Raw genomic sequence first — 25,957 nt, 5'->3', positions numbered from 1 at the left:
ACAGCGCCGCCACCGCCGCGCCCGCGCCGACCAGCGCGATGAGTGCGCCGGCGAGTCCGGCGACGGCCGAGAACTGGTTGAGCTGATCAGCAGACGAACCCATGGTGGTGCTCCTTCGTGATGCGAAGAACCTGACGGCACTTCGACGAGACTCAAGATTTGACGGAGGGAAGCTACCACAGCTTTAGGTTCGCCTTACCTTAGCGGGATCGCTGCACCGGCTACGAGCGGCGTTCCTGACGCCGGCGGACTGCATGTCTCGCCGCCACGCGAGAATTGGAAGTGTGCGGAAGGTTCCAACTCTGCGAACATTTCCAGCCGAGCGAGACACCATCCCCGCCGTCGCCATGCCGGTCGTCCACCAGGCCGAGCGGGCCGCGACGACGGTGGCCGTCACCGGGTACAACGGACCGATGAAGGTCTACACCGGAACGGACGCCGCCATCGACCCCGGCGCGGTCGCGGGGTTCGCGCGCCGCGCGGAGGCCGCCGGGTACGACGGGCTGCACGTCTCGGAGACCGTGCACGACCCGTTCCTGCTCGCCCTGCTCGCCTTGCAGGCGACCGAGCGGATCGTCGTCCGCACCTCGGTGGCGCTGGCGTTCGTGCGCAGTCCCCTGCTGACCGCGTACACGGCGTGGGACCTGTCGAAGCTGTCGAGGGGGCGGTTCCACCTCGGGCTCGGCAGCCAGATCCGGCAGAACATCGAAGACCGCTATGCGATGCCCTGGTCTGCGCCGGCGGCCCGCATGCGCGACTACGTCGGTGTGGTCCGCGCGGCGTTCGACACCTTCCGCACCGGTGAACTGCATGCGTACCGAGGAGATCAGTACCGGTTCACCCGCATGCAGCCGTACTTCAACCCTGGACCCGATACCGAAACCCCGGTCCCGCCGATCTACCTCGGCGCGGTCGGACCTCGTATGTGCGGTGTCGCGGGCGAGACGGCCGACGGACTCGTCACGCACCCAACCAATTCCGATGCGCGCTATCTCACCGACGAGTGTCTTCCCGCGCTTGCCCCCGGAGCGTCGGCGGCCGGCCGATCCCTGGACGGCTTCGACATCGTCGCCGGGCTGCAGGTGATCACCGGCGCGACCGACGCGGACGTCGCCGCGGAGCGGGAACGGCGACGACGGCTGTTCGCCTTCCTCTACTCGACCCCAGCTTATCGAGACGCGCTGTGCCGGAACGGTTTCCCCGACCTGCAGCCGGAGCTGGCCGAACTGGTGCGCCGCGACGCCTGGGACCGGTTGGGCTCGGTCGTCACCGACGAGGTGCTCGGCGCGATCGTGCCGACGGCCCGCTACGACACCCTCGCCGAGGTGATCCGCGGTCGGCTCGCCCCGGTGGCTTCGTCCGGCATGTCGGTCGGGGTCACGCTGGCGCTGCCGGACAATCCTGACCACGACCACCTGATGGCCGACGTGGTCGCACAGCTGCAGGGTCGCGTCGCCTCGCCGGCTGACGGCGGATGAACAGCCGGGTTCCTCACATGCCGCGGTCGATGATGTCGAGGATCTCGTCGCCGCTCGCCGCGTCGATCCGGTCGACCGCGCCGTCCTGCGTTCCGCCGGCCGCGCCGACCTGCGTGAACAGGCTCGCCAGTCGCTGTGCGATCTCCGCCCGGGCCTCGCCGTCGTCTCCCAACTCCGCAAGGGTGGTGCCGAGACGATCGATGTCGGCGTGGGCGACCGATACCGGATCCGGAACGAGCTCGGCGCGTAGGAATTCGGCGACGGCACGCGGGCTCGGATGGTCGAACACCATGGTCGGCGGCAGACGCAGCCCGGTGGCGGCACCGAGTTGGTTGCGCAGTGCCACCGCGGCCAGCGAGTCGAAGCCGAGTTCCTTGAACGCCCGGTCGGGCTCGACCGAATCCGCCGCGTCGTAGCCGAGTACCGTCGCGGCCCCGCCCCGCACCATTTCGAGCATGAGATGCCGCTGTTCGGGAATCGACAGACCCGCGAGACGCTGCGCCCAATCCTGCGGCCCGGACCCGTTTCGTCCCATCGCGGACGGGTCCGCGGCACGCGAGCGCGAAGTCCGGATCAGGCCGCGCAGCGGTGCCGGGACGTAAGGTTCGACCGCACCCGCGCTGTCGAAGCGAGCGGCGACCACGTTCGGTACGTGGGCACTCAGCGCGGCATCGAACAGCGTCAGTGCGTCGGCGGTGGTCAACGGGATCATTCCGCTGCGACGGATCCTGGTCAGATCGGCCGCGCCGAGCTTGTCCGTCATGGTGCTCGGTGTGGCCCACATCCCCCATGCGATAGAGCATGCGGGCAGCCCGAGGGTGTCGCGGTGGCGGGCGAGCGCGTCGAGGAACGTGTTCGCTGCCGCGTAGTTCGCCTGTCCCGGAGACCCGATGATGCCTGCGATCGAGGAGAACAGGACGAACGATCTCAGGTCGAGTCCCGCCGTCAGCCGGTGCAGGTGCCCGGCCGCGTCGACCTTCGGTCGCAACACCTCGTCGAACCGTTCGGGGGTCAGCGATTCCAGGGTCGCGTCGTCGACCACGCCGGCTGCGTGGATCACCGCCGTCAAGGGGTGCTCCGGCGGAATCTGCGCGAGCATCTCCGCGACCGCGGCCTCGACGGCAAGATCACAGGCGACGACGCTCACCTCGGCCCCCACGGCGCTCAGGTCACGGCAGAGTTCGTCGCACCCCTCGGCGGCGGGTCCGCGCCGGCTCACCAGCAGCAGATGTCGGACCCTGTGCTCGGCGACCAGGTGCCGGGCCACCAACGATCCCACGGCACCGGTGCCGCCGGTGACCAGCACGGTGCCCTGCGGATCGAGCGGCGAGTCGGCATCGGCGTCGACATGCGTCCGCCGCACCCGAGGTGCGAACACGACGCCGTCCCGAACCGCGACCTGCGGCTCCCCGCTCGCCCGGGCCGACGCAATCGCGACCTCGACGTCCGACTTGTCGTCGAGGTCGAGAAGCACGAACCGGCCCGGGTTCTCGTTCTGCGCGGAACCCACCAGACCCCACACCGCGGCGGCGGCGAGGTCGGCGCGGCCCCTGCGGTCGCCGTCGTCGACTTCCATCGCATCGTGGGTCACGATCACGAGGGTGCTGTCGCCGACGCCGTCGTCGCCGAGCCATTCCTGCAGGCGACGCAGTACCCGCGCGCACAGTTCGTGGGTCGTCTCCGGGCCGTTGCGACCGTCCACCTCGCACTCGAGCAGTTGGACCGGGCCGCCGATCGTCGCATCCGAGTCTGTCTCGACCCGGACCCAACCCGGCCGGTACAGACGCTGCGCCGCACGTTCGGCACCGCCGCCGTCGACGGCCTTCGAAACCACTTGCAGCGCATCGACGGTCAGCACCGCCGCGCCGTCGGGGCCGAGGGCGACGATACGATGCGCCCCGTCCTCACCGGCGGCGAACCGCACCGACAACGACTCGGCGCCGGCGGTGACAAGGCGAATTCCCGACCAGGTCAGCGGCCAACCGCCCCAACCGAGGATGGGTTCGAGCGCCGACTGCAACAGCGCAGGATGCAGGCCGTAGCCACTTGTGTCGGTCCCGTCCCCCACGCGTACCGCGGCCACCCCGTCCCCCGCATCCTCGTACCGTGCCCCGACAACGGGTCCCACGACGTCGTCAATCGTCGCCGAGGCGTTCCGAACCCAATCGGCCGAGACGTCGTCCTCGCCGACATTCGACGAGATGGTCACCGTCCGAACGCCATTGGTGCCGAAAGGTGACACCAGCACCCGGACCGACGCCAATCCCGACGACGAGAGCATCAGCGGATTGTGCAGTGTGAGTTCGTCGATGTGGTCGAGCCCGACGTGGTGCGCGACGTACAGGGTGAGTTCGACCGGCACCGTCGGCAACACCGCCTTCGCCTCGCCGGCCGGCGTCCTGTCGTCGTCGACAGGTGTCCGTACCAGCCACGGATCCCGTTGCAGTGAGAGCTGTCCGGTGAACAGCGTCGCGTCGTCGTCGAGGGTCACCGCCGCACCGAGCAGCGGATGATCCGACGGGGACAGCCCGAGTTCGGTCGGGTCGCCGAGGTTGCGCGCCGACGCGGACGGCCAGAAGGAACGTCGCTGAAATGCATAGGTGGGCAGTTCCACTCGCTGCCGACCGGGCAGGACCCGTTCCCAGTCGATCGTGATGCCCTGCACGTGGGCGGCGGCGATCGCCTCGGCGATCCCCTGCGCCTCGTCGCCGCGTCCGGGCAGCGTCGGAATCGCGTTCGGGACCACTTCGGCGGCCAGCGCGGCCAGGCCCGCCCCCGGGCCGACTTCGACACAGTGGGTGACGCCGAGTTCGTCCAGCGCACACATTCCCTCATGGAAGCGCACCGGTTGCCGCAGGTGCCGCGCCCAATAGTCCGGCGACCCGAGCTCGTCGTCGGTGGCGAGGCGTCCGGTGACGTCGGAGACGATCGGAATCGTCTGCGGCCGTGTGCTCAGTCTCGACACGACATCGGTGAACCGGTCGAGGACCGGGTCCATCAGCACCGAGTGGAAGGCCCGCTCGACCCGTAGGCTCGTCGTCTTGAGCCCGGCGGCGGCCAACGTGTCGACCGCAACGCGAACGTCCGGTGCGGCGCCCGCCAGGACCACCGCCTCGGCACCGTTGACCGCCGCGAGATCGACACCCCCGCCGACCCGTGCCATGACATCCTCCGCGCGAGCCCGGACCGCGATCATCAAACCCGGCTCTGTCGACTCCATCAATCGGCCGCGCTCGGCCACCAGTGCGGCGGCGTCGGGCAGGCTGAACACTCCCGCGACGTACGCTGCGGTCAGCTCCCCGATGGAATGACCGATCAGGAAGTCGGGGGTGATGCCCCAATCCCGCAGCAGCCGGTACAGCGCGACCTCGACGGCGAACAACGCCGGCTGGGTGAATTCGGTGCTGTCCAGCTTCCCATGATCCGCCTCCTCACCCCAGAGCACCTGCTGCACAGGAATTTCCACATGATCGTCGAGTGCCGCACAGACCTCGTCCAGCGCGTTCGCGAAGACCGGGAAGGTGGCGTAGAGCCCGCGGCACATCCCGATCCGCTGCGCCCCCTGGCCGGTGAACATGAAGGCGGTCTTGCCCCGGACGCTCGTCCCGGCGACGACGTTTCCACCCGCCCGTCCCGCGGCGATGCGGGCCAGTCCCTCGCGCAGATCTCCAGCGGTCCGCCCGATCACCGCGGCGCGGTGGGCGAATGCGGTTCGACCGGTGGCCAGCGAGTAGGCGAGATCGGCCGGATCAGGGAGTTCGGTCTCAGCCCGGTCGACGAAGCCGACGAGTCGCGCCGCCTGCGCACGCAGCGCATCATCGGACTTTCCGGAGATCACCCAGACCAACGGGGACCGGGACGCTGGCTGCGTCACCTCCGGCGCGGGAGCGTCAGGCGCCTGTTCCAGGATCATGTGCACGTTCGTACCGCTGATACCGAACGACGAGACGCCCACGCGGCGAGGCCGTCCCGTCTGCGGCCACGCGACCGATTCGGCGAGCAGCGAGACCTCACCCGCCGTCCAGTCGACGTGTCGGGTGGGGGCGTCGCCGTGCAGGCTCGCGGGCAATATCCCGTGCCGCATCGCCATCACCATCTTGATGACTCCGGCGACTCCCGCCGCCCCCTGGGTGTGACCGAGGTTCGACTTGACCGAACCGAGCCACAGCGGTTGACCGACCCGGTCCTGCCCGTAGACGGCGAGCAGGGCCTGCGCCTCGATCGGATCGCCGAGCGTCGTCCCGGTGCCGTGTGCCTCGACGGCGTCGATGTCGGCGGGGCCGAGCGACGCATCTGCCAACGCCTGTCGGATGACCCGTTCCTGGGAGGGGCCGTTCGGCGCGGTGATCCCGTTCGATGCACCGTCCTGATTGACCGCCGACCCGCGGATGATCGCCAGCACCCGGTGACCGTTGCGTTCGGCGTCGCTCAGTCTCTCGAGCACCACCATGCCCGCGCCCTCGCCGAGTCCGGTGCCGTCCGCCCGGTCGGAGAACGGCTTGCACCGCCCGTCCGCGGCGAGCCCGCGTTGGCGGCTGAACTCGACCAGTATCCCGGGCGTCGACATCACCGTCGCGCCGCCGGCCAGCGCCAGCGTGCATTCGCCGTCGCGCAGCGCCCGCGCCGCGAGATGCATCGCCACCAGCGACGACGAGCACGCCGTGTCGACGGTGACCGCCGGCCCCGTGAAGCCGAGAGAGTACGAGATCCGTCCGGAGGCCACACTGTTGCTGGTCCCGGTCATCAGATAGCCCTCAGCATCGACGTTCCGCCGACTCATCAGCTGGAAGCCGTAGTCGCCGCCCATCATGCCGATGTACACGCCGGTGTCGACGAGGTCGGGTGAATCCGGCTGCACCCCTACCCGTTCGAGCGCTTCCCAGGCGCTCTCGAGGAGCAGGCGGTGCTGCGGGTCCATCGCTACCGCTTCGCGCGGGCTGATCCCGAAGAACTCGGCATCGAATTCGTCTGCGTCGTAGAGGAACCCGCCCTCGCGCATGTACGTCGTCCCCGCACGGCTCGGGTCGGGGTCGTACACCTCGCCGAGGTCCCAGCCCCGGTTCTCGGGATAGGCACCCGCGACGTTACGGCCGTCGCAGACCAACTGCCACAGGTCATCCGGGCTGTACACCCGGCCCGGATATCGGCAGGCCATTCCGACGATGACGATCGGGTCGTCGCGGCGGCCGGTGCGCACCGGCGGCGCCGGTTGCGCGACAGAACTGCCACCGAGCACGCGCGCCGCGAGTTCCCGGGCGAGCGCGCCGGCGGTCGGATGGTCGAAGACCAGGGTCGCCGGGAGGCTGACGCCGGTGGCCGTGGCCAGCTGATTGCGCAACTGCACGGCGGTCAGCGAGTCGAAGCCGAGTTGCTTGAAGGCTCGCTCCGGGTCGATCGCCTCTTTACCCTCGTGACCGAGCACGGCCGCCACGTGCGTCGTGACGAGATCCAGCATTCTGCCGTGCCGGACATCGGGATCCAACGCCCGCAACTCCTCGGCCAGGCCGGTGGGTGAATCGGCCGCCGCGGCGTGGCGACGGCGCAGTCCGAGCACTCGGCGCAGGATCGGCGGTGTCGAGTCGGCGTCGGATCGAGCCGTGCGGGCCGAGAGTCGCAGCGGCACGATCAGCGGACGGTTCACCTTGAGCGCCGAGTCGAACAGTGCCAGACCCGACTCCTGACCGATCGTGTCGATTCCGCTGCGCCGCAGGCGGTCGAGGTCGTCCGAGTTCAGGTGGGAGGTCATCCCGCTGGGCCTGTCCCACAATCCCCAGGCCATCGAGATCGCCGGCAGTCCGCGGAGGCGGCGATGCTGCGCGAGTGCATCGAGTACGACGTTCGCCGCCGCATAGTTCGACTGTCCGGCGCCGCCGAGCACGCCCGCCGCGGAGGAGAACAACACAAACGCCGAAAGATCTCGATTCCGGGTGAGCTCGTGGAGATTCCAGGCGCCGTCCACCTTGGGTCGGAGCACGGCGTGCAACTGCTCCGGGCGCATGTTGGCGGCGGTCACATCGTCGAGCACCCCGGCCGCATGGACCACGCCGGACAGGTCGGGGATACCCGCGAGCAGGGTGGCCACCGCCGAGCGGTCGGCCACGTCACAGGCGGCGACAGTTGCGATCTCGGCCCCCGCCTCGGTGAGCTCGGCCCTCAGTTCGGCTTCGTCGTCGCCATCGAGTTCGTGTCTGCCGGTCAACACCAGTCGGCGGACCCCGTGCGTGGCGACGAGATGGTGGGCGATCAGTCTGCCGATCGTCCCCGTGCCGCCGGTGATCAACACCGTGCCGATCGGGTCGAAGTGAGCCGGTGCGCTGTCCGAGGGTTCCGGCGCCGGGACGAGCGTGGGGGCCAGCAGCACGCCGTCGCGGATCGCCAGTTGAGGCTCGTTGCCCGACAACGCCGCCGACAACAGCCCGGAATCGACGGACACCCCGACTGTCGCATCCAGGTCCACCAGCGTGATGCGGTCCGGGTGCTCGTGCTGCACGGCACCGATCAGACCCCATACCGCGGCAGCGGACACGTCGTCCATCGGTTCGTCGTCGCGGACCGCGACCCCGAGTCGGGTCGTCACCAGCAACCGGGTTTCCGCCAGGCGATCGTCACCCAGCCAGGACTGCACCGCCCGCAATGTCGTCTCCGCGGCGGCGTGCGCCCGGGTCGGGACGTCCGATGCCTCGCCCGGCTCACCGGACAACCACAGGATGTGACCGGTGGGGTCGGCTCCGGCGAGTGCCTCGGTGAGCGGTAAGAGGTCGACCGTTCCCACTCCGGACACACCGATCGGTATCCAGTCCACGCGGTAGAGGCTGCCGGCCGGACCCGCGGCGGACAGGTGTGTGTCGCCGATCTCCCTCAGCGTCAACGAATCCGAGGTCAGCACCGGACGTCCGTCCGCGTCGTATGCAACTATCCGGCATCGCTCCGGACCGATCGGGGTGATGCGGACGCGCAGACTCGTCGCGCCGACCGCATGCAGTTGCACCCGGCCCCAGGCGAACGGCAACCGGATCCCACCGGCACCGGCGTCGGTCGATCCCAGTGCTATCAGATGCAGTGCCGCATCGAGCAGCGCCGGGTGGATCCCGTACCCCACGACCGCTGCGGCCGGGTCCTCACCGCGCAGCCGCACCTCGCCGTACAACTCGTCGTCGCGGCGCCATGCCGCCCGCAGGCCGCGGAAGGTCGGCCCGTACCCGTAGCCGGCCTGGTCGAGCTGTTCGTACAGTCCCCGGGTGTCGATCGACGTGGCCTCCGTCGGCGGCCACCGCTGCTGCGACGGCTCGACGAAATCCGCTGCCGCGGACAGTGTCCCGGTGGCGTGCCGGGTCCACGGCGTCTCCGGCGAGGCGTCGGCGGGCCGGGAGTGCACCGTCACCGTGGCCTTCCCGGCGTCACCGTCGGCCAGTGCACTCACCTGCAGGGCGACCTCGCCCTCGACGGGGATCACCAATGGCGTCTCGATGGCGAGGTCCTCGAGCTGCCCGCAGCCGACGCGATTGCCCGCGTGGAGCGCGAGTTCCACGAACGCCGTCCCGGGCAACAGCACGGTGCTGTCCACGGCATGGTCGCGCAACCACGGAAGCCGCTCCGGTGAGAGCAGACCCGTGAAGACGATGCCCCGGCCCTCGCCGAGTTCGACCGATGCGGCGAGCATCGGGTGTCCGCCCGGATCCATACCGGTCGACGCGGCGTCACCCGGCGACTCGGACTCGTCCAACCAGAAGCGTCGATGCTGAAAGGCATACGTGGGCAGGTCGACCCACGGCTGCCCGTCCTCGTGTCGGGCCCAGCCGACCCGATCCCACGCGACGTGCAGTCCGTGTACCCGAGCCTCCGCGAGCGCGGTGGTGAACTGCCGTAGGTCGGCGCGATCACGGCGCAGCGTCCCGCTGACGTGGCCGGTGACGCCCGCCGAGTCGAGGGTCTCCTGGAGCGCAGCGGTCAGGACGGGATGGCTGCACGACTCGATGAACAGTCGATACCCGTCCGCGATCAGCGCCCTCGTCGCCTGCTCGAACCGCACCGGCCGGCGCAGGTTCCGATACCAGTAGTCCGCGTCGAGGGTGGTGCCGTCCACCGCGCCGCCGGATACCGTCGAGTAGAACGGAATCCGCGAACGCTGCGGCGTGATCGAGGCGAGGACGTCCAGAATCGGCCTGCGCAGAACCGACACGTCCGCGCAATGCGACGCGTACTCCACGGCGATCCGCTTGGCCTGGACACCGTCACGCTGCCACCGTTCGACCAACTCGTCGAGCGCATCGGCACGGCCGGACAGCACCGTTGCGGACGGCCCGTTGATCGCCGCCACCTCGACGGCGCCCGCCCAGGGTCGAATCGTCTCCCGCACGTCGTCGGCCGACAACGCCACCGAGGCCATCCCACCGCCGCGGCGCGCCGATGCGGCGATCACTTTGCTCCGCGCCGCGACGACCAGCGCGGCATCGGGCAGGCTCAGGGCGCCTGCCACACAGGCGGCGGCGATCTCGCCCTGCGAGTGCCCGATGACGGCGGCGGGTTCGACGCCATGGGCGCGCCACAGTCGCGCAAGTCCGACCATCACCGCGAACAGCGCGGGCTGGACGACATCGGCCCGATCCAGCGAAGCCGGGTCGCGGTCCCGAAGCACGTCGAGCAAGGAGAAGCTCGTGTGGGGAGCGAGCGCCCCGGCGACTTCGCGCACGCCCTCGGCGAACTCCGCAGACGTGTCCAGCAGGTCCACGGCCATGCCCACCCACTGTGCGCCCTGGCCGGGAAAGACGAAGACAGGCCGGTCCCCGGTCTCCACCGCCACACCGGCGACCACATTGGGCGCCGGAGCGCCCCGCCCGAGCGCATCGAGACCGACCAGCAGGCCTCGAGGTTCATCACCGATCACGGCCGCGCGGTGAGGGAGGGTCGCTCGCGATCGCAGCAGCGCCTCGGCCACCACGGCCGGCGCCTGTTCCGGGTGGTCTGCGGCGCACTTGCGCACCCGCTCCGCCTGAGCCCGCAATGCCGCCTCGGTCTGGCCGGAGACGAACCAGGCCACGACTTCGCTCGGGGAGCCGACAGTTTCGTCAGGTCGAGGTTCGACCGGCGGTGCCTGTTCCAGAATGAGGTGGGCGTTGGTGCCGCTGATGCCGAACGACGAGACCGCGGCCCGGCGGGGCCGATCGACCTGCGGCCACTCCCGGTTCTCGGTGAGCAGGGACACCGCTCCGGCAGACCAGTCGACGTGGGGGGTCGGGCGGTCGACGTGCAGGGTCTGCGGCAGCACGCCGCACCGCATCGCGGTGATCATCTTGATCACCCCCGCGACCCCCGCGGCCGCCTGGGTGTGCCCGAGGTTCGACTTGACCGAGCCGAGCCACAACGGCCGGCCCGCAGGTCGATCGCGGCCGTAGCAGGCGATCAACGCGGACGCCTCGATCGGATCGCCCAGCGTGGTGCCGGTGCCGTGCGCCTCGACGGCGTCGACGTCGGCCGGGCCCAATCCAGCACTGGCCAGTGCCTGCCGGATCACGCGTTCCTGAGCCTGTCTGTTCGGCGCGGTCAGCCCGTTGCTCGCGCCGTCCTGGTTCACCGCGCTGCCCCGGATGACGGCGAGGATGCGCCGCCCGTTCCGCTGCGCATCGGACAGGCGTTCCAGCGCGATCACGCCGGCGCCCTCGCCCCAGGCCGTACCGTCCGCGGCGGCGGCGAACGCCTTGCACCGACCGTCCCTGGCCAGGCCGCGCTGGCGGCTGAACTCGACGAACACCCCCGGGGTCGCCATGACGGTCGCCCCACCCGCGAGCGCCAGTTCGCACTCGCCGCTGCGCAGCGCAGCCATGGCGAGGTGGATCGACACCAGCGACGAGGAGCAGGCCGTGTCGACGGTGATCGCCGGCCCGGTCAGCCCGAAGCTGTAGGCCACACGGCCGGAGGCGACGCTCATGGCGTTGCCGGTGATGAAGTAGCCGGCGAGATCTTCGGGCGGTGCACCGCCGGCCAGCGTTCCGTAGTCGATGCCGGACAGTCCGGTGAAGACCCCGATCCGGCGGCCACGCACCGACCGCGGGTCCAGGCCCGCGCTCTCGAAGGTCTCCCAGCTCGTCTCGAGAAGCAGCCGCTGCTGGGGATCCATGGCCAGCGCTTCACGGGGCGAGATGCCGAAGATCTGCGGATCGAATCCCGCCGGGTCGTCGAGGAAGCTGCCCGCGGTCGTGTAGGTCGTACCGGCCTGCTCGGCCTTCGGGTCGTAGAGTTTCGACAGCGGCCAGCCCCGGTCGTCGGGGAATCCGGTCACGGTGTCCGAGCCCGATTCGATCAGTTGCCACAGATCCTGCGGCGACTTCACCCCGCCCGGATACCGGCACCCCATCCCGATGACGGCGATCGGCTCGCGGGTCGCACCTTCGGCCTCGCGAAGCCGCGCTTTCACCTGGTAGAGCTCCGTGGTGACCCGCTTCAGGTAGTCGAGGAGCTTCGCCTGATCGGCCAACGAGATCAGCTCCTAACCAGAGCCCCCCGTGCCGGTGCGGAAAGTTCGATTGTATCCGCCGGAGCCACCCGCGAGCGGCGCTCTGGTAACCCGGGCCACTGCGGTCAGCGCGCGGAACCGCCGAGTCGATGACAGGCTTGACCTCGTGGACATCGACGCGATCATCACTCTGGTATCCGGCTGGGACGGCGCGCTGGCGGTGACTGCGGCCGACGGGGACGGCAGCCCGGCGCTCGCGTGGGGCGACAGCTTCTTCTACTACGCGCCCGACGGCGTGATGCCGCAGCGAACGCAACCGTTCGCGACGATCGTCACCAAGAACTACCCCGGCGACGACTCATCGCGCCTGGACCGCCCCGGAGTCTTCCGGCTGAACATCGACGCGGGGCGCGGCCTCGCGCAGGAACACACCGAGGACGGGGCCGACCCTGCCGCTCCGGACGCGTTCTTCGCCCACCCGGTGTACGGCGCTGCGGGGTGGATTTCGGTCATCAGCCCGGCGGCGGTCACGGCCGAACCGGCGAAGGAGCTACTGCATCAGGCGTACCAGGTGGCGCGGGATCGGTACGAGCGGCGAAATCGGGGCTGACTCGGGCCGGGCTGTCCGGCGCTACACCAGCGCCGGACAGCGACCGACTATCAAGTTTTCTTGATACCTGCAGATAGATCCTGATAGGCACCCGCAACTCGGTGCGATGACCTTGACAGCGAACCCCATCCCCTACCGCCGCTCCCCCAGCACCAGCGCGAACCGCCGTCGCTCGTCCACCCACTGCCCGACCACGTCGAAGCCGGCCTCGTCCAGTTCCCCCTCGATCCCGGGCAGCCGGAACTTCGCCGACACCTCGGTGCGCATCTCCTCGCCCGCCTCGAAGTCGACCGTCAGGCCCAGATCCGCGACGGTGACGGTCATCGCCGTGCGGGCCCGCAGCCGCATCTCGATCCACTCGTTCACGGAATCCCACAGTGCGACATGATCGAAGCACTCCGGCGCGAAGTCGGCGCCCAGCTCGCGGTTGACCACCCGCAGCACGTTCCGGTTGAACTCCGCGGTCACCCCGGCCGCATCGTCGTACGCGGGCACCAGAACCGCCGGGTCGGTCACCAGCCCGACCCCCAGCAGCAGCTTCTCGCCCGCCGCGAGCACCTTCGCCACCTCGCCGAGGAAGTCGGCGCGCTCGGACCGGACGAAGTTGCCGAGCGTGCCGCCGAGGAACGCGATCATCCGCTTGCGGCCGCCGGGCAGCGCCTCGAGGGTGCCGGTGAAGTCGCCGACCACCCCCAGCACCTCGACACCGGGGAACTCGGCACCGATCTGCTCGACAGCGCCGCCGAGAGCGCTCACCGACACGTCCTGCGGCACATACCGGCGCAGATGCCCGGCGTCGCGCATCGCCCCCAGCAGCAGCCGGGTCTTCTCCGAGGACCCGGACCCCAGTTCGACCAGCGTGTCGGCCCCGCTGACCATCGCGATCTCACCGGCACTGCGCCGCAGCAACTCCCGCTCGGTGCGAGTCGGATAGTACTCGGGTAGCCGGGTGATCTCGTCGAAGAGCTCGCTGCCCCGGGAGTCGTAGAACCATTTGGGCGGCAACCACTTCGGCGAGTCCGCGAGCCCCTGCAGCACATCGGACCGCAGCGCCGCGGCAAGCTGCTCGGGGGTCAGGTGCACATCCAGCGAAACCGTGCTCATCGCGCTCCTTCTATATCTCCGTCACCGTCACCTCGCCGATCCGGGCGACCACCAGGTGACGGTCCGGGACCTGTTCCCAGCCGGGCTCGTCGTCGAACGGTTCGGAACTCACGTACACCGCGTCCGGGGTGGACCGCACCGCCAACGCGTGGTCCCACGCGGACGCCACGAGCACGCGGCCGTCGCCGAGTAGCAGGTTCAGCCGCGCGCCGGGCACCGCCCCGGCCACCTCGCGGACCACCGACGCGACCGCGACCTCCGGGTTCATCACCCGCAGCCGGGCGCGCACCGCCGCCCACAGCACCGCCGAGTCCGTCGGCGTCTCCATCGTCATCAGGTCGATCACATCGAGTTGTGAGGCCAACGGCACCAACGACTCCGGCCACCCCGGGACCCGGCCGTTGTGGCTGAACGCCCACCACTCGTCGACGAACGGCGCACACGCGGCCTCGCTGATCGGCATGCCAACGGTCGCGGACCGCACCGCGGCCACCACCGCGCCCGACGTCGCCGCGCTCAGCACGCCCTCGACCGCCGGGTCCGACCAGATCGGCGTGGCACTGCGGTGGCGGACCAACCGGTCCTCCCGGCCCCACCAGGCGACGCCGTAGCCGTCGGCGTTGACAGTGCCGCCGCCGCGCATGTCCCGCGGCGCCCACGACTGCCGGTACAGCGAGTTCTCGCCCGCGGTGAGCAACTCCGAGACCGGCCGCGCAGGACCGAGATACCCCAGGTGCCGGCACACGACGTCAGATCTCGTCCGGGGTCAGGTCGCGGGCGAGCCGGAACCCGGCGAAGATCTGCCGCCGGATCGGATGGTCCCAGTTGCGGAAGGTGCTGCGCGCGACCACCTCGTCGGTGCCGAACGATCCACCGCGCAGCACCCGGTAGTCGCCGCCGAAGAACACCTCGGAATACTCCCGATACGGGAACGCGGCGAAGCCGGGGTACGGCTCGAAGCCCGACGAGCACCACTCCCACACGTCGCCGATCATCTGGTGCACACCAAGCGCCGACGCCCCGTCCGGGTACGCACCGACCTCCGCCGGCCCGAGGTGCCGCTGCCCCAGGTTCGCCCGCGTGGCGTCCGGGTCCTCGTCGCCCCACGGGTGGCGGCGCGAGCGTCCGCTCGGGTCGTAGCGCGCGGCCTTCTCCCACTCCGCCTCTGTCGGCAGCCGTTTGCCGGCCCAGCGGGCGAACGCCTGCGCTTCGAACCAGCACACGTGCACGACCGGCTCGGACTCGGCGATCGGCTCGAGCGCGCCGAACCGCCGTCGCCACCAGGCGTCGCCGTCACGCTCCCAGAACTGCGGCGCGACAAGACCTTCGGCGAGCCGGTGCGCCCAGCCCCGGGTGCTCCACAACTCCTCGCGGTGATAGCCGCCGTCGGCGATGAACTCCAGATACCGCCTGTTGGTCACCGGCGCGGTCTCGATGGCGAACGCCGGCACGTCCACCCGATGCTGTGGCCGCTCGTTGTCCAGCGCCCACGGCTCGGCGTCGGTGCCCATCAGGAACGGCCCACCCGGCACGATCGCCTCGTCGGCCTGCGGCGGTCGCGCGGCGCGGGGGGACGCCGGCGCATCGAGCACCGGTCGGCCGCGGCGGAGCTGATGGGTGGCGAGCATGGTCTCGTCGTGCTGCTGTTCGTGCTGGGCGATCATCCCGAACGCGAAGCCGAACTCCTCGAGCCTGCGCCCGCCGAAGCTGCTGCGGCCCAGCACATCCCACACCTTGTCACGGACGGTGCCCACATATCCGCGGGCCTCCTGCGGCCCCAGCAGCGGCAACGCCGGGCGGCTCGCGCGGGGATGCTGGAAGGCGTCATACAGACTGTCGATGTCCGACCGCAGCGGCTCACGCCCCCCGACGTCGCGCACCAGCCACAGCTCCTCCTGGTTGCCGATGTGTGCGAGGTCCCACACCAGCGGCGACATCAGCGGCGAGTGCTGGGCGACCAGGGCGGCGTCGTCGATGCTGTCGGTGAGCAGCGTCGTCCGCGCCCGCGCCCGCACCAGTTCCGCCTCGGCCCGCGATCGCAGCAGTTCGATGTCGCTCATCGGTTCCTTTCCTGGCTCGGACTGAGCCGCCGACGACATCGCGCCGCTGCGAGGCCGATCTCGCCCGCGAAGCCGGCGTCCTCTGCATGCGCGGCCGCCAGCTCGAGCAGTTGCACTGCGGCACCGCGCAATTCACCGTCACGCAGGCCTCGCCGGGCGGCCGTCCGCCATTGCCCCACTGTGCCGTCGGCGATCGACAGTGCCTGCTCCGCAACGGCCTCGGATGAGGTCAGCGCGGCGACGACCGCGATCGGCACGCGCCAGCCGTCGCCGGGCTGCGCGTCGAGGTAGCGCACCTCGAGATGCCCGCGGGCCCGCACCGGCGGGAACAGCGTGGTCAGGTGGTAGTCGAGGTCCTTCGTCGTCGGCTCGCGGCCCAATTCGTCGTCCAGCGCACCGTCGATCCAGTCCGCGAAACTCGCCCCTTCCGGCGCCGCCCACGAGCTACCCGACCCGACCACGCACAGCAGCGGCACGTCGAGACTCCACGCGGCGTAGTCGGCGACCGGCACCGGCGACCCCTCGGGCGCTCTGGTGCGGTCGCGGTCCAGTTCCAGCCACGTGCGCATCCGCTGCGAGGCCCACTCGTCGCCCGGCGCACCGCACAGCCGGGGCGAATCCGCGAAAGCCGCGACCAGCGCGGGACCGATCGCGTTGAGCAACTGCCAGCGCCGTCGGGCCTGCGCCCGGTCGATCCCGGCGTCGACGCTCACCTGCACCGCCGCGGTGTTGCACATCATCAACTTGCCGAACGGGCCGACCCTGGTGAACAGCTGCTCCATCGCGGCATACCGCGGGTGCTGCAGGATCCGGTCGGCGGAGCGCTCGCGGTCGGCTGCCCCGGGGACCGGCGCGATGGCAGCGGACCGCAGCAGGCTCATCAACTCTGCGGAATCGGCCGACATCGCCGTGCACAGTTCCCGCACGGACGCGTGGGGCGCGCTGGAGAGCTCGATCTGGCCGCCGGGCTCGACGGTGACGGCCGAACCGCCGGGCAGCGGGATCGCCGGGGATTCGGGGGCGACGCTGGTGGGCGCGTGATGACCGAGCGCTCCGGCGAGCCGCTGCGGAGACGGGCGGCGCAGATCGTCTCCGGGGCAGGCCGTGAGCCATTCGAGCTCGGCACCGACCAGCTCCGGCGGACCGAGCTTGAAACACACCCCACCGACGTAGGCCTCGGCAGCGGCGCGCGAGGTCAACGCGGGTGAATCGACTGCCAGTGCCATGCGGCCTCCGGACCGGATCCTCGGCGGGGCCGCGCAGAACGCCCCCGCGTGCGATCAACCGTGCGTTCCCGAGAGTAGAGCGCCGACGGCCCGAATGCGAGGAATCCGCAAGGGCCCGTTGTGTCGCCGCCCCTGTCGCACCCGGCCGATAGGCTGACGACATGAGCGACCAGTCCAACGCCACCATCTATCACAACAGGCGCTGCAGCACGTCCCGCAAGACGCTGCAGTTGCTGCGCGACAACGGCATCGAGCCGACCATCGTGAACTACCTCGACGAGCCGCCGACGCGCGCGGAGCTCGCCTCGCTGATCGAGCAGGCCGGGCTGCAGGTGCGCCAGGCGATCCGCGCCAAAGAGGACATCTACAAGGAGCTCGGGCTCGCCGACGCATCCGACGACGAGCTGCTCGACGCCATGATCGCGCACCCGATCCTGATCGAGCGGCCGCTGGTCGTCACCGAGCGCGGCGTGCGGCTGGCCCGGCCGGTCGAGAACATTCTGGAGATCCTGCCGGAGTAGGGGCCTGTTCCACGTCCGACCGCTGACCGGGAAGCACCTTCCCCGCCCTCACGGCCGGCGGGTACACACCAGGATCAGCGTGGCATGCCGAATGTCATGCCGACCCGAATATCTGCGAGAGGACCTGCCATGCCCGATGCCACCTCGATCCGTCCGCTGCCCGCAGACCAGATCGCCCACTGGGACCACGAAGCCGACGTGGTGATCGCCGGTTTCGGTGTGGCGGGGGCCTCCGCCGCGGTCGCCGCCGCCCAGGCCGGGGCCGACGTGCTGGTGCTCGAGCGCACCGGCGGGTGGGGTGGCGCGGCCGCCATGGCCGGTGGCTTCATCTACATGGGCGGCGGCACCCCGTTGCAGAAGGCCTGCGGCTTCGAGGACACCGTCGAGAACATGAAGGCGTTCATGAAGGCCGCGCTCGGGCCGGGGACCGACGAGGCGAAGATCGACGCCTACTGCGAGGGCAGCGTCGACCACTACCACTGGCTGGTCGACGAGTGCGGGGTGCCGTTCAAGGAGAGCTTCTGGGGCGAGCCGGGCTGGGAGCCGCCGTACGACGACGGCCTGCAGTACACCGGCGGTGAGAACGCGGCGCCGTTCAACGCCACCATCCCGGCCGCGCCACGCGGCCACGTCCCACAGATGTCCGACAAGCAGAGCGGCGGCGAGCGCGGCGGCGGCTACATGCTGATGAAGCCGCTGGTTGACACCGCCACCGCGCTCGGGGTGCGCGCCGAGTACGACGTTCGCGCGCAGACGCTGGTCGTCGACGCGGACGGACGGGTGGTCGGGCTGGTCGCCAAGCAGTACGGCAAGCAGGTGACCTTCCGCGCCCGACGCGGAGTCGTGCTGGCGACCGGCAGCTTCGCCTACAACGACACGATGCTGCGGTCGTACGCGCCGAAGATGGTCGGCCGGCCCGCCGCGTCGATCGAGGAGCACGACGGCCGCGCGATCCAGATGGCGCAGGCCCTCGGCGCGGACCTGGCGCACATGGACGCCGCCGAGGTCGCGTTCTTCTGCGACCCGCAGCTGTACATCCGCGGGATCCTGGTCAACGGCCGGGGGCAGCGATACATCAATGAGGACACCTACCCGGGCCGCGTCGGCCAGGCCACGTTGTACGAGAACAAGAACGAGGCGTTCCTGATCATCGACGAGGCCGCGCACGACGAGGCCCACACCCGGCCGAGCGCGACCCCGTTCCTGCGCCACAAGCCGAAGTGGGTGTGCGAGACCGTCGAGGAACTCGAGGCGGAGATGGGACTGCCCGGCGGCGCGCTGCAGGCGACGGTCGACGTCTACAACCGGCACGCGGCGAACGGCGAGGACCCGATGTTCGGCAAGAAGGCCGAGTGGACCAAGCCGATCGGATCGCCCGTCGCGGCCATCGACCTGCGCGGCATGACCGGCGGGTTCACACTCGGCGGCCTGCGCACCAGCGTCGACTCCGAGGTGGTGCACGTGTCCGGCGAGCCGATCCCAGGCCTGTTCGCGGCGGGCCGCTGCACCTCTGGCGTGTGCGCGGGCGGCTACGCGTCCGGAGCCTCACTCGGCGACGGCAGCTTCTTCGGCCGCCGCGCGGGACGGTCCGCAGCGGCCGCGAGCTGACCTGCCGGCGGCGGCGCCGGTTCGCGACGCCGCCGCCCGTACGGTAGGCTCTTTCGAGTTGTCTCGGCGAGGGTGAACCATTCGAGTTCGTCTCCAGTTTGGCTCACCGTGATCGACGCGACTACGACTCTCGGGCTTCCCTCGGGTCGTGTTCGCGCGAGCGCATCCGCCGCGACAAGAACACCTACCACCCATTCGCGAAGGAGCCCGTCATGTCTGACGCCAACCGTCTCACCGCCGCAGTCCGCACCGAATTCGGTAAGGGTGCCGCGCGCCGTGCGCGCCGCGACGGACAGGTTCCTGCGGTCCTCTACGGTCACGGCACCGACCCGGTGCACCTGAACCTGCCGACCCGCGACTTCGCGGCCGTGCTGCGTGCACACGGCACCAACGCCGTGCTCTCGCTGGACATCGACGGCAAGGAGCAGCTGGCGCTGACCAAGTCGGTCGTCGTGCACCCGATCCGCAACTACATCGAGCATGCCGACCTGCTGGTCGTCAAGAAGGGCGAGAAGGTCACCGTCGAGGTGCCGATCGTGCTCGTGGGCGAGGCCGGCCCGGGCGCGCTGGTCACCCAGGAGGCCACCACCATCAAGCTCGAGGCCGACGCGCTGTCGATCCCGGAGCAGGTCGAGGTGTCGATTGCGGGTGCCGAGGTCGGCACCCAGTTCCTGGCCGGACAGGTCACCCTGCCCTCCGGCACCGCGCTGCAGGACGACGCCGAGCTGCTGCTGGTGAACATCGTCGAAGCCCAGGCCGCACCGGCCGAGGAGGGCGCCGAGGGCGAGGCCACCGAGGCCGAGGCCGAGGCCTGATCGACTCTCTGCACCAGCAGCAGCGGCGCGCCACCTATCCGGTGGCGCGCCGCTGCTGCGTTGAGCGCCCCGCACCCGCCCTGACAGGATGAACACGTGAGCACCCATGCCCCTGCCCTGGTCGCCGGACTCGGCAACCCCGGCCCGCAGTACGAGCGCACCCGCCACAACGTCGGATTCATGGTCGCCGACGTGCTCGCGGCACGCATGGGCGGAAAGTTCAGCGCGCACAAGCGAAGTGGCGCGGAGATCATTCAGGGCCGGATGGCGGGCCGATCGGTGGTGCTGGCCAAGCCCCGCACGTTCATGAACCTCTCGGGCCGTCCGGTCGCCGGGTGCGCGCAGTTCTTCTCCATCGACCCCGCCAACGTCGTCGTCGTGCACGACGAGCTGGACCTGGACTTCGGCACCGTGCGGCTCAAGCTCGGCGGCGGCGAGGGCGGGCACAACGGGCTGCGCTCGATCAGCTCGTCGTTGGGCACCAAGGACTACCTGCGGGTGCGGGTCGGCATCGGCCGCCCGCCGGGCCGGATGGACCCGGCTGCGTACGTGCTCAAGCCGTTCTCCGCGGCCGAGCGCAAGGAGTTGGACCTCGTCTGCGAGGAAGCCGCCGATGCGGTCGAGCAGCTGCTCGAGCACGGGCTCGAGGCCGCGCAGAACCAAGTGCACGGCCGCTGAGCGGCGAGCCGATGAACCAGACCGAGCCAGTGGTGCCCGCGTCGACCGGCAAGTCGCTACGGATCACGCTCGGTGCGGCGGCGGGTGCAGCGCTCGCGGTGCTCGGTTACGTCCCGTTCGTGTGGTGGATGCAGAGTGTCTTCGATGTGCCGCAACCGTCGGTGCACCCCGAGGGCCTGCCGTTGAGTATCGACCCACCCGCTGTCGGGTATTGGGTCAGTTGGGCCGTCCCCGGCGTTGCGGTCCTGCTGTGCACGTTGGCGACGATCCCGTCGCGCCCCGCCCGCCAGTTCGCCCTCCCGCTGGCCATCGCGTTTCTCGCGCTCGCCGGCCTGCTCGCCTGGTTCTTCGTCAGCATGGACCTGTTCTTCACCGCGGACTGACCGGCAGCAGTCGCGCCACGAACGGCGTCGTGTCCGGCAGCGCGGCGGCGACCGTCTGAACGTGGCCGGTCGGATAGGCGTGGAGGGTGAAGTCCACTCGGTTCGCCGCCAGGTCGGCGACGAGCTTGGCGGTCAGGACCGCCGGAACCATCGTGTCGATCAGTCCCTGGCCGAGGAAGATCGGCCGGTCGTAGCCGCTGGTCGGAATGGCCAGCAGGCGCGCGGCCAGGGCCCGCAGGCCCGGCGTGTCGACGGAGCGGGACAGCAACTGTCCGATCGACACGTGCCCGAATCGGGCGGCGGCCTGCGGATAGCACAGGCCCTGCACCTCGTTGACCACCGTCTGCCCGAACGGGCTGAGGTAGGAGCCGACGTCGAGATCCGGGTAGTAGGCCTGCATGCCGGCCAACAGGTAGGCCATGAACACGCCGGTGCCGACGAGCGGCAGCGGCGGGAACTGAGGCCCACCGAGCGGCAACAGTGTCTCGATGTTCGAGGGGACGCCGGTGGCGACCGCGCCCCGGTAATCGAGTTCCGGCGCATACCCGGTGGCCAGTCGCGCGGTGAACATCGCGGCCTGGCCGCCCTCGGACTGGCCGACGACGATCCAGCGGGCGGCCAGGTCGCGGTCGACCGACCGCGCGGCCCGGACCATGTCGATCACGCTGTGCGCCGCCGACCGTCCGTCCAGGTATGGCAGCAGGCCCGGCGTTCCGAGGCCCACGTAGTCGGTGGCGACCACCGCGTAGCCCTGGCCGAGCCAGTGTGTCAGGTAGGCGACCGCGTTCGGCACGGGCTTCTCGACGGTCGGCGCGCAACCGTCCGCCAGTCCGGTGGTGCCGTGTGCCCAGGACACCACCGGCCAACCGCCGGCCGGCGGAGTGCCGGGCGGCACGTAGACCGCCCCGGTGCTGAGCATCGGCAGGTCGTGCGGGCCCTCCGACCAGTAGGTGACCAGGAGATTCCGGGCCGCGCCGGGCAACCGGTGCTGCGAGTCGAGCGGGCCGACCGCCACCACCGTCCCGGGCGGGTCCTCAGGCGCGGCGGCGGCGGCAGGCAGCGCGGCGAACACGGTGTACGCGGTGTACGCGGTTGCCGACGCGGCCGTCACGACGATCGCGACAACCGTTGCGGCTGACGTGCGGATCCACCCCATCGGCGATCACTCCCCCGACCGGAAGCCCGGGCGCGCGTACCGCACGCGGGTACCCGATCAGGCTATCGCCTGGACGCGAGTTACACGGCGGGACTGCGCAACTCGGGCAACCGGGGCGAACCCGCGTCAGCCCAGCAGGGCGGCCGAGCGGGCGCGCCGCAACTTGCCCGAGGAGGTCTTCGGGATCGTTCCCGGCCCCAGCACCGCGACCATGCGGGGCCGCACGCCCGCCTCGGCGAACACCGCATGGGCGACGTCGTGCTCGATCCGCAGCACCTCGGCGTGATCGCGGAAGTCGTTGGTCTCCACCACGACCGCGAAGCTCTCCCGCTTCAGGCCGGCGTCGAGGCGCACCGCGACCGCATTGCCCGGGCGGACCCCGCGTACAGCGCAGGCGGCGCGTTCGACGTCGGTCGGATAGATGTTGCGCCCGCCCATGATGATCACGTCCTTGATGCGTCCGCACACCACGACCAGCCCGTCCTCGGTGAAGTAGCCGACGTCGCCGGTGTCGAGCCAGCCGTCGGCATCCTGCGCGGGTACCGGCCCGTCGACCGTCAGGTAGCCCTGACTGACCGCGGCCCCGCGTACCTCGATGACGCCGACCCCACGGGGGTTGAGCACGGTCCCCTCCTCGTCGACCACCCGCCCCTGAAGGCCCGCCACCAACGGGCCGAGGGTGGCCAGCCGGCGCGCGTTGCTGCGGGTCGACGGCACCGCGGTGCCCATAGCGGAGAGAAGGTCGGGGTCGACCTCGTCGAGGATCTGTCCCTGCAGCGGCGCGGGGATCGTCACCGCCAGCGTCGTCTCCGCCATGCCGTAGCACGGCGCCAGCGCCCGCGGGTCGAGGCCGAAGCGAGCGCCGGCATCGGCGAGCGCGATCATCGTGTCGGGGTCGACCGGTTCGGCGCCGTTCCACATGTACCGCACCGAGCTCAGGTCGACCCCACCGTCCGGCGCCTGCCGGAGCCGACGCGCGAGCAGCGAGTAGGCGAAGTTCGGCGCCGCGGTGACCGTGCCCCGGTACTTGCCGATCAGCTCGGCCCACAGCAGCGGGGCGCGCAGGAACTCCAGCGGCGTGATCGCCACAACCTCCGCGCCGACCTGCATCGGCACCGCGAGAAATCCGATCATCCCCATGTCGTGGAACAGCGGCAGCCAGCTGATCAGCACATCCTTGTCGAACGAGTACTCGACCCGGTCGATCATCGCGTAGGCGTTCGCGTAGAAGTTGGCGTGCGTGATCTGCACGGCCTTGGGCCGGCCGGTCGAGCCCGAGGTCAGTTGCTGCAGCGCGATGTCGCTCTCGGCGACCTCGAGCGGGTCGCTGTCCGGACCGGCGGCGAGTTCGTCGACGGTGAGCACCACGACGCCGCGCTCGAGCAGCAGCGGCCGCGCGGCCTCGAACGGCGCACCGACGACCACCACCCGCGCGTCGATCATCCGCAGCACGATCTCGGTGTCCTGCGCCCACACCGCGAGGTCGGTGCGCGGAGTCGGCTGGTGCAGCATCGTCAGGGCGGCGCCGCGCATCCAGATCGCCTGGCAGGCGGGCGCGATGTCGGCAGGTTCACCCGCCAGCACCCCGACCGCGTCGCCGCGGCCCACACCGGCCGCCGCGAAGGCGCCGGCCATATGCCTCGCGCACCGGTGGACCTCACCCCAGTCGCGGCGCACCGCGCCGTGCGGTTCGCCGGTGATCAGCCCGCGCGGGCTGGCGGCGGCGGTGGCAAACATCTCGTCGGTGAACCTGCTCACGGCTGCTCCTCCGCCCCTCGGCGGGCCCGCACGGCCGGCGAGCCCTGCACTCCGGTTTTCCGCGGCGCCGGGCCGCGTGTTACACGCCTGCGGCGCCGCGGGGCAGCCCGAGTACCCTGGATTGCCGGTCTCCCTGACCGCCCACCCGTCAATCTTCCGCCCGAACCGATCCGTGAAGTGAGGAATCCCCGGTGACAACCGAGTCCGTGCCGGCGTCCGCCAAATCCGTCGCCGCCGAAGCGGGCCGTCGCCGCACCTTCGCGGTCATCTCCCACCCCGACGCCGGCAAGTCGACGCTCACCGAGGCGCTCGCGCTGCACGCCCGGGTGATCTCCGAGGCCGGCGCCATCCACGGCAAGGCCGGACGCAAATCCACCGTCTCCGACTGGATGGAGATGGAGAAGGCCCGCGGTATCTCGGTCAGCTCGACCGCGCTGCAGTTCAACTACACCGCGCCCGACGGCGACGACGACGCCCCGGCGAACGTGATCAACCTGGTGGACACCCCCGGTCACTCGGACTTCTCCGAGGACACCTACCGGGTGCTCACCGCGGTCGACGCGGCGGTGATGCTGATCGACGCGGCCAAGGGCCTCGAGCCGCAGACGCTCAAGCTGTTCCAGGTGTGCCGCCACCGCGGGATCCCGGTCATCACCGTGATCAACAAGTGGGACCGTCCGGGCCGCGCGCCGCTGGAACTGCTCGACGAGATCAACGACCGGATCGGCCTGACCCCGACACCGCTGTTCTGGCCGGTCGGTGTGGCGGGCGACTTCCGCGGTCTGCTCCGGCGCGGCATCGATGGTGCTGCCACCGAGTACGTCCGGTTCACCCGGACCGCCGGCGGGGCGAAGATCGCACCTGAGGAGTTGCTGGACCCGAGTGCCGCGGCCGAGCGCGAGGGTGACGCGTGGCAGACCGCCGCGGAGGAGAGCGAGCTGCTCTCGGCGACCGGTCAGGATCACGACCAGGAGCTGTTCCTCGCCGGCCAGACCTCGCCGGTGATCTTCGCGTCCGCGATGCTGAACTTCGGGGTGCACCAGATCCTCGACACGCTGGTCGCGCTCGCGCCGCCGCCCGGTCAGCGGCTCGGCGTCGACGAGACCGCGCGGCAGACCACCGATCCGTTCAGCGCGGTGGTGTTCAAGGTGCAGGCCGGTATGGATGCGGCGCACCGGGATCGGTTGGCGTTCATGCGGATCGTGTCCGGCACGTTCGAGCGCGGAATGGTCGTCACGCACGCGCAGACCGGCAAGCCGTTCACCACGAAGTACGCGCACACGGTCGTCGGCCGCGAACGGTCGACGGTCGACACCGCCTTCCCCGGCGACATCGTGGGCCTGGTCAACGCGACCGCGCTGGCGCCGGGGCACACGCTGTACGTGGACAAGAAGATCGAGTTCCCCCCGATCCCTTCCTTTGCGCCCGAACACTTCTCGGTGGTCCGGGTGGACAGCGCCAGCAAGTACAAGCAGTTCCGCCGCGCTGTCGACCAACTCGACTCGGAGGGCGTGGTCCAGGTGCTGCGCAACGACATCCGCGGCGACGCCTCACCGGTGCTGGCCGCGGTCGGCCCCATGCAGTTCGAGGTGGTCGTCGCCCGGATGAAGGCCGAGTTCAACGTCGAGCCGCGGCTCGAACCGCTCGGTTACGCGTTGGCGCGGCGCACCGACGCCGAGTCGGCGGACGAGTTGGGTCGTCAGCGCGGGGTGGAGGTGTTCACCCGCAGCGACGGGGTGCTGCTGGCACTGTTCAGCGACAAGTGGCGCCTGCAGTACATCCAGAAGGAACTGCCCGAGCTCACGCTCGAGCCGTTGGTTGCGACCGCGGACTGACTGTCCCGGTACTGGTTTCGCCCGACCCCTCCCAACGGGAGGGGCCGGGCGAACGCAGAAGGCGAGGGTCGGCGCCGTCCAGACCACGGCGCCGACCCTCGCCCGAAAGCGATCCTGAGGGGATCAGGCAGACATCGGGGCCAGCAGCAGGCCGATGCCGACGGCGGAGGCCAGGCCGCCCGCGAGACCCGCGGCGAGACCCGCGTACTTCGCAACGTTTCCCCATGCGCCCATGCTGGCAGCGGTAGATCCCATTTTCGAACTCCTAAGTACCA

At 70.5% G+C, this 25,957-nt stretch carries 16 protein-coding genes; 8 read left to right on the top strand and 8 right to left on the bottom strand.

Annotated features, from left to right (window positions below; all coding sequences use genetic code 11):
* The first annotated feature begins 347 nt into the window (after window positions 1–347).
* Window positions 348–1,478, top strand: coding sequence for a TIGR03617 family F420-dependent LLM class oxidoreductase (locus tag G4X40_RS19390; protein WP_277834928.1), 1,131 nt, complete (start codon window positions 348–350; stop codon window positions 1,476–1,478).
* Between the two features lie 13 nt (window positions 1,479–1,491).
* Here the strand turns inward: G4X40_RS19390 and G4X40_RS19385 are convergent, their stop codons facing one another.
* Window positions 1,492–11,949, bottom strand: coding sequence for a type I polyketide synthase (locus G4X40_RS19385; RefSeq protein ID WP_277834927.1), 10,458 nt, complete (start codon window positions 11,947–11,949; stop codon window positions 1,492–1,494).
* Between the two features lie 145 nt (window positions 11,950–12,094).
* On the opposite strand from G4X40_RS19385, the gene G4X40_RS19380 reads away from it, so the two are divergent.
* Complete coding sequence (locus G4X40_RS19380) at window positions 12,095–12,538, top strand: DUF6194 family protein (protein ID WP_332844344.1); 444 nt, start codon at window positions 12,095–12,097, stop codon at window positions 12,536–12,538.
* Between the two features lie 132 nt (window positions 12,539–12,670).
* Here the strand turns inward: G4X40_RS19380 and egtD are convergent, their stop codons facing one another.
* From egtD to egtA, 4 genes are read right to left on the bottom strand one after another with little or no spacing between them, the layout of a single operon-like run.
* The gene (egtD, locus tag G4X40_RS19375; RefSeq protein WP_277834926.1) at window positions 12,671–13,642 is read right to left on the bottom strand and encodes an L-histidine N(alpha)-methyltransferase; all 972 of its coding nucleotides are present in this window, start codon (window positions 13,640–13,642) and stop codon (window positions 12,671–12,673) included.
* A gap of 10 nt (window positions 13,643–13,652) precedes the next feature.
* Window positions 13,653–14,387 carry an ergothioneine biosynthesis protein EgtC gene (gene egtC, locus G4X40_RS19370; RefSeq protein ID WP_277834924.1) on the bottom strand — a complete coding sequence of 245 codons (735 nt, stop codon included), beginning with the start codon at window positions 14,385–14,387 and terminating at the stop codon, window positions 13,653–13,655.
* 4 nt (window positions 14,388–14,391) lie between these two features.
* Window positions 14,392–15,702 (bottom strand): ergothioneine biosynthesis protein EgtB, encoded by a 1,311-nt coding sequence (gene egtB / locus G4X40_RS19365; RefSeq protein ID WP_277834922.1) that lies wholly within the window; start codon window positions 15,700–15,702, stop codon window positions 14,392–14,394.
* Window positions 15,699–16,928: an ergothioneine biosynthesis glutamate--cysteine ligase EgtA gene (gene egtA / locus G4X40_RS19360; protein ID WP_277834921.1), complete on the bottom strand. Its 1,230-nt coding sequence runs from the start codon at window positions 16,926–16,928 to the stop codon at window positions 15,699–15,701. Before egtA ends, egtB begins: the two co-directional genes overlap by 4 nt.
* Window positions 16,929–17,089: 161 nt before the next feature.
* Here egtA and arsC point away from each other — a divergent pair, with 161 nt between their 5' ends.
* From arsC to G4X40_RS19335, 5 genes are all read left to right on the top strand, one after another.
* Window positions 17,090–17,449: an arsenate reductase (glutaredoxin) gene (arsC, locus tag G4X40_RS19355; RefSeq protein WP_277834919.1), complete on the top strand. Its 360-nt coding sequence runs from the start codon at window positions 17,090–17,092 to the stop codon at window positions 17,447–17,449.
* Between the two features lie 129 nt (window positions 17,450–17,578).
* The gene (locus tag G4X40_RS19350) at window positions 17,579–19,057 is read left to right on the top strand and encodes an FAD-dependent oxidoreductase (protein WP_277834917.1); all 1,479 of its coding nucleotides are present in this window, start codon (window positions 17,579–17,581) and stop codon (window positions 19,055–19,057) included.
* A gap of 212 nt (window positions 19,058–19,269) precedes the next feature.
* Window positions 19,270–19,872: a 50S ribosomal protein L25/general stress protein Ctc gene (locus G4X40_RS19345; protein WP_277834915.1), complete on the top strand. Its 603-nt coding sequence runs from the start codon at window positions 19,270–19,272 to the stop codon at window positions 19,870–19,872.
* Window positions 19,873–19,968: 96 nt separating this feature from the next.
* On the top strand, window positions 19,969–20,550 hold the full coding sequence (pth, locus tag G4X40_RS19340; protein WP_277834913.1) for an aminoacyl-tRNA hydrolase: 582 nt from the start codon (window positions 19,969–19,971) through the stop codon (window positions 20,548–20,550).
* Window positions 20,551–20,561: 11 nt separating this feature from the next.
* Window positions 20,562–20,933: a hypothetical protein gene (locus G4X40_RS19335; RefSeq protein WP_277834911.1), complete on the top strand. Its 372-nt coding sequence runs from the start codon at window positions 20,562–20,564 to the stop codon at window positions 20,931–20,933.
* On the opposite strand, the gene G4X40_RS19330 is transcribed toward G4X40_RS19335, so the two are convergent.
* Together G4X40_RS19330 and G4X40_RS19325 are read right to left on the bottom strand one after the other, a co-directional pair.
* Window positions 20,920–22,089 carry a lipase family protein gene (locus tag G4X40_RS19330; RefSeq protein WP_277834909.1) on the bottom strand — a complete coding sequence of 390 codons (1,170 nt, stop codon included), beginning with the start codon at window positions 22,087–22,089 and terminating at the stop codon, window positions 20,920–20,922. The two genes, G4X40_RS19335 and G4X40_RS19330, sit on opposite strands and share 14 nt — an antisense overlap.
* Window positions 22,090–22,215: 126 nt before the next feature.
* Window positions 22,216–23,847 (bottom strand): fatty acyl-AMP ligase, encoded by a 1,632-nt coding sequence (locus G4X40_RS19325; protein ID WP_277834907.1) that lies wholly within the window; start codon window positions 23,845–23,847, stop codon window positions 22,216–22,218.
* A 191-nt stretch (window positions 23,848–24,038) separates the two neighbouring features.
* On the opposite strand from G4X40_RS19325, the gene G4X40_RS19320 reads away from it, so the two are divergent.
* Window positions 24,039–25,682: a peptide chain release factor 3 gene (locus G4X40_RS19320; protein WP_277834905.1), complete on the top strand. Its 1,644-nt coding sequence runs from the start codon at window positions 24,039–24,041 to the stop codon at window positions 25,680–25,682.
* A 123-nt stretch (window positions 25,683–25,805) separates the two neighbouring features.
* Here the strand turns inward: G4X40_RS19320 and G4X40_RS19315 are convergent, their stop codons facing one another.
* Window positions 25,806–25,937 (bottom strand): hypothetical protein, encoded by a 132-nt coding sequence (locus tag G4X40_RS19315; protein WP_277834904.1) that lies wholly within the window; start codon window positions 25,935–25,937, stop codon window positions 25,806–25,808.
* Window positions 25,938–25,957: the final 20 nt, after the last annotated feature.

It is taken from the genome of Speluncibacter jeojiensis (assembly GCF_029589495.1).
GTDB lineage: Bacteria > Actinomycetota > Actinomycetes > Mycobacteriales > Mycobacteriaceae > Speluncibacter > Speluncibacter jeojiensis.
The sequence above is the reverse complement of the archived record's forward strand: the minus strand, read 5'-3'. Positions and strand labels throughout refer to the sequence as shown.

Coding starts and splice junctions, on each gene's coding strand:
- G4X40_RS19390 (WP_277834928.1), top strand. CDS start 348: ATGCCGGTCGTCCACCAGGCCGAGCGGGCCGCGACGACGGTGGCCGTC.
- egtD (WP_277834926.1), bottom strand. CDS start 13,642: ATGAGCACGGTTTCGCTGGATGTGCACCTGACCCCCGAGCAGCTTGCC.
- egtB (WP_277834922.1), bottom strand. CDS start 15,702: ATGAGCGACATCGAACTGCTGCGATCGCGGGCCGAGGCGGAACTGGTG.
- egtA (WP_277834921.1), bottom strand. CDS start 16,928: ATGGCACTGGCAGTCGATTCACCCGCGTTGACCTCGCGCGCCGCTGCC.
- arsC (WP_277834919.1), top strand. CDS start 17,090: ATGAGCGACCAGTCCAACGCCACCATCTATCACAACAGGCGCTGCAGC.
- G4X40_RS19350 (WP_277834917.1), top strand. CDS start 17,579: ATGCCCGATGCCACCTCGATCCGTCCGCTGCCCGCAGACCAGATCGCC.
- G4X40_RS19345 (WP_277834915.1), top strand. CDS start 19,270: ATGTCTGACGCCAACCGTCTCACCGCCGCAGTCCGCACCGAATTCGGT.
- G4X40_RS19335 (WP_277834911.1), top strand. CDS start 20,562: ATGAACCAGACCGAGCCAGTGGTGCCCGCGTCGACCGGCAAGTCGCTA.
- G4X40_RS19330 (WP_277834909.1), bottom strand. CDS start 22,089: ATGGGGTGGATCCGCACGTCAGCCGCAACGGTTGTCGCGATCGTCGTG.
- G4X40_RS19315 (WP_277834904.1), bottom strand. CDS start 25,937: ATGGGATCTACCGCTGCCAGCATGGGCGCATGGGGAAACGTTGCGAAG.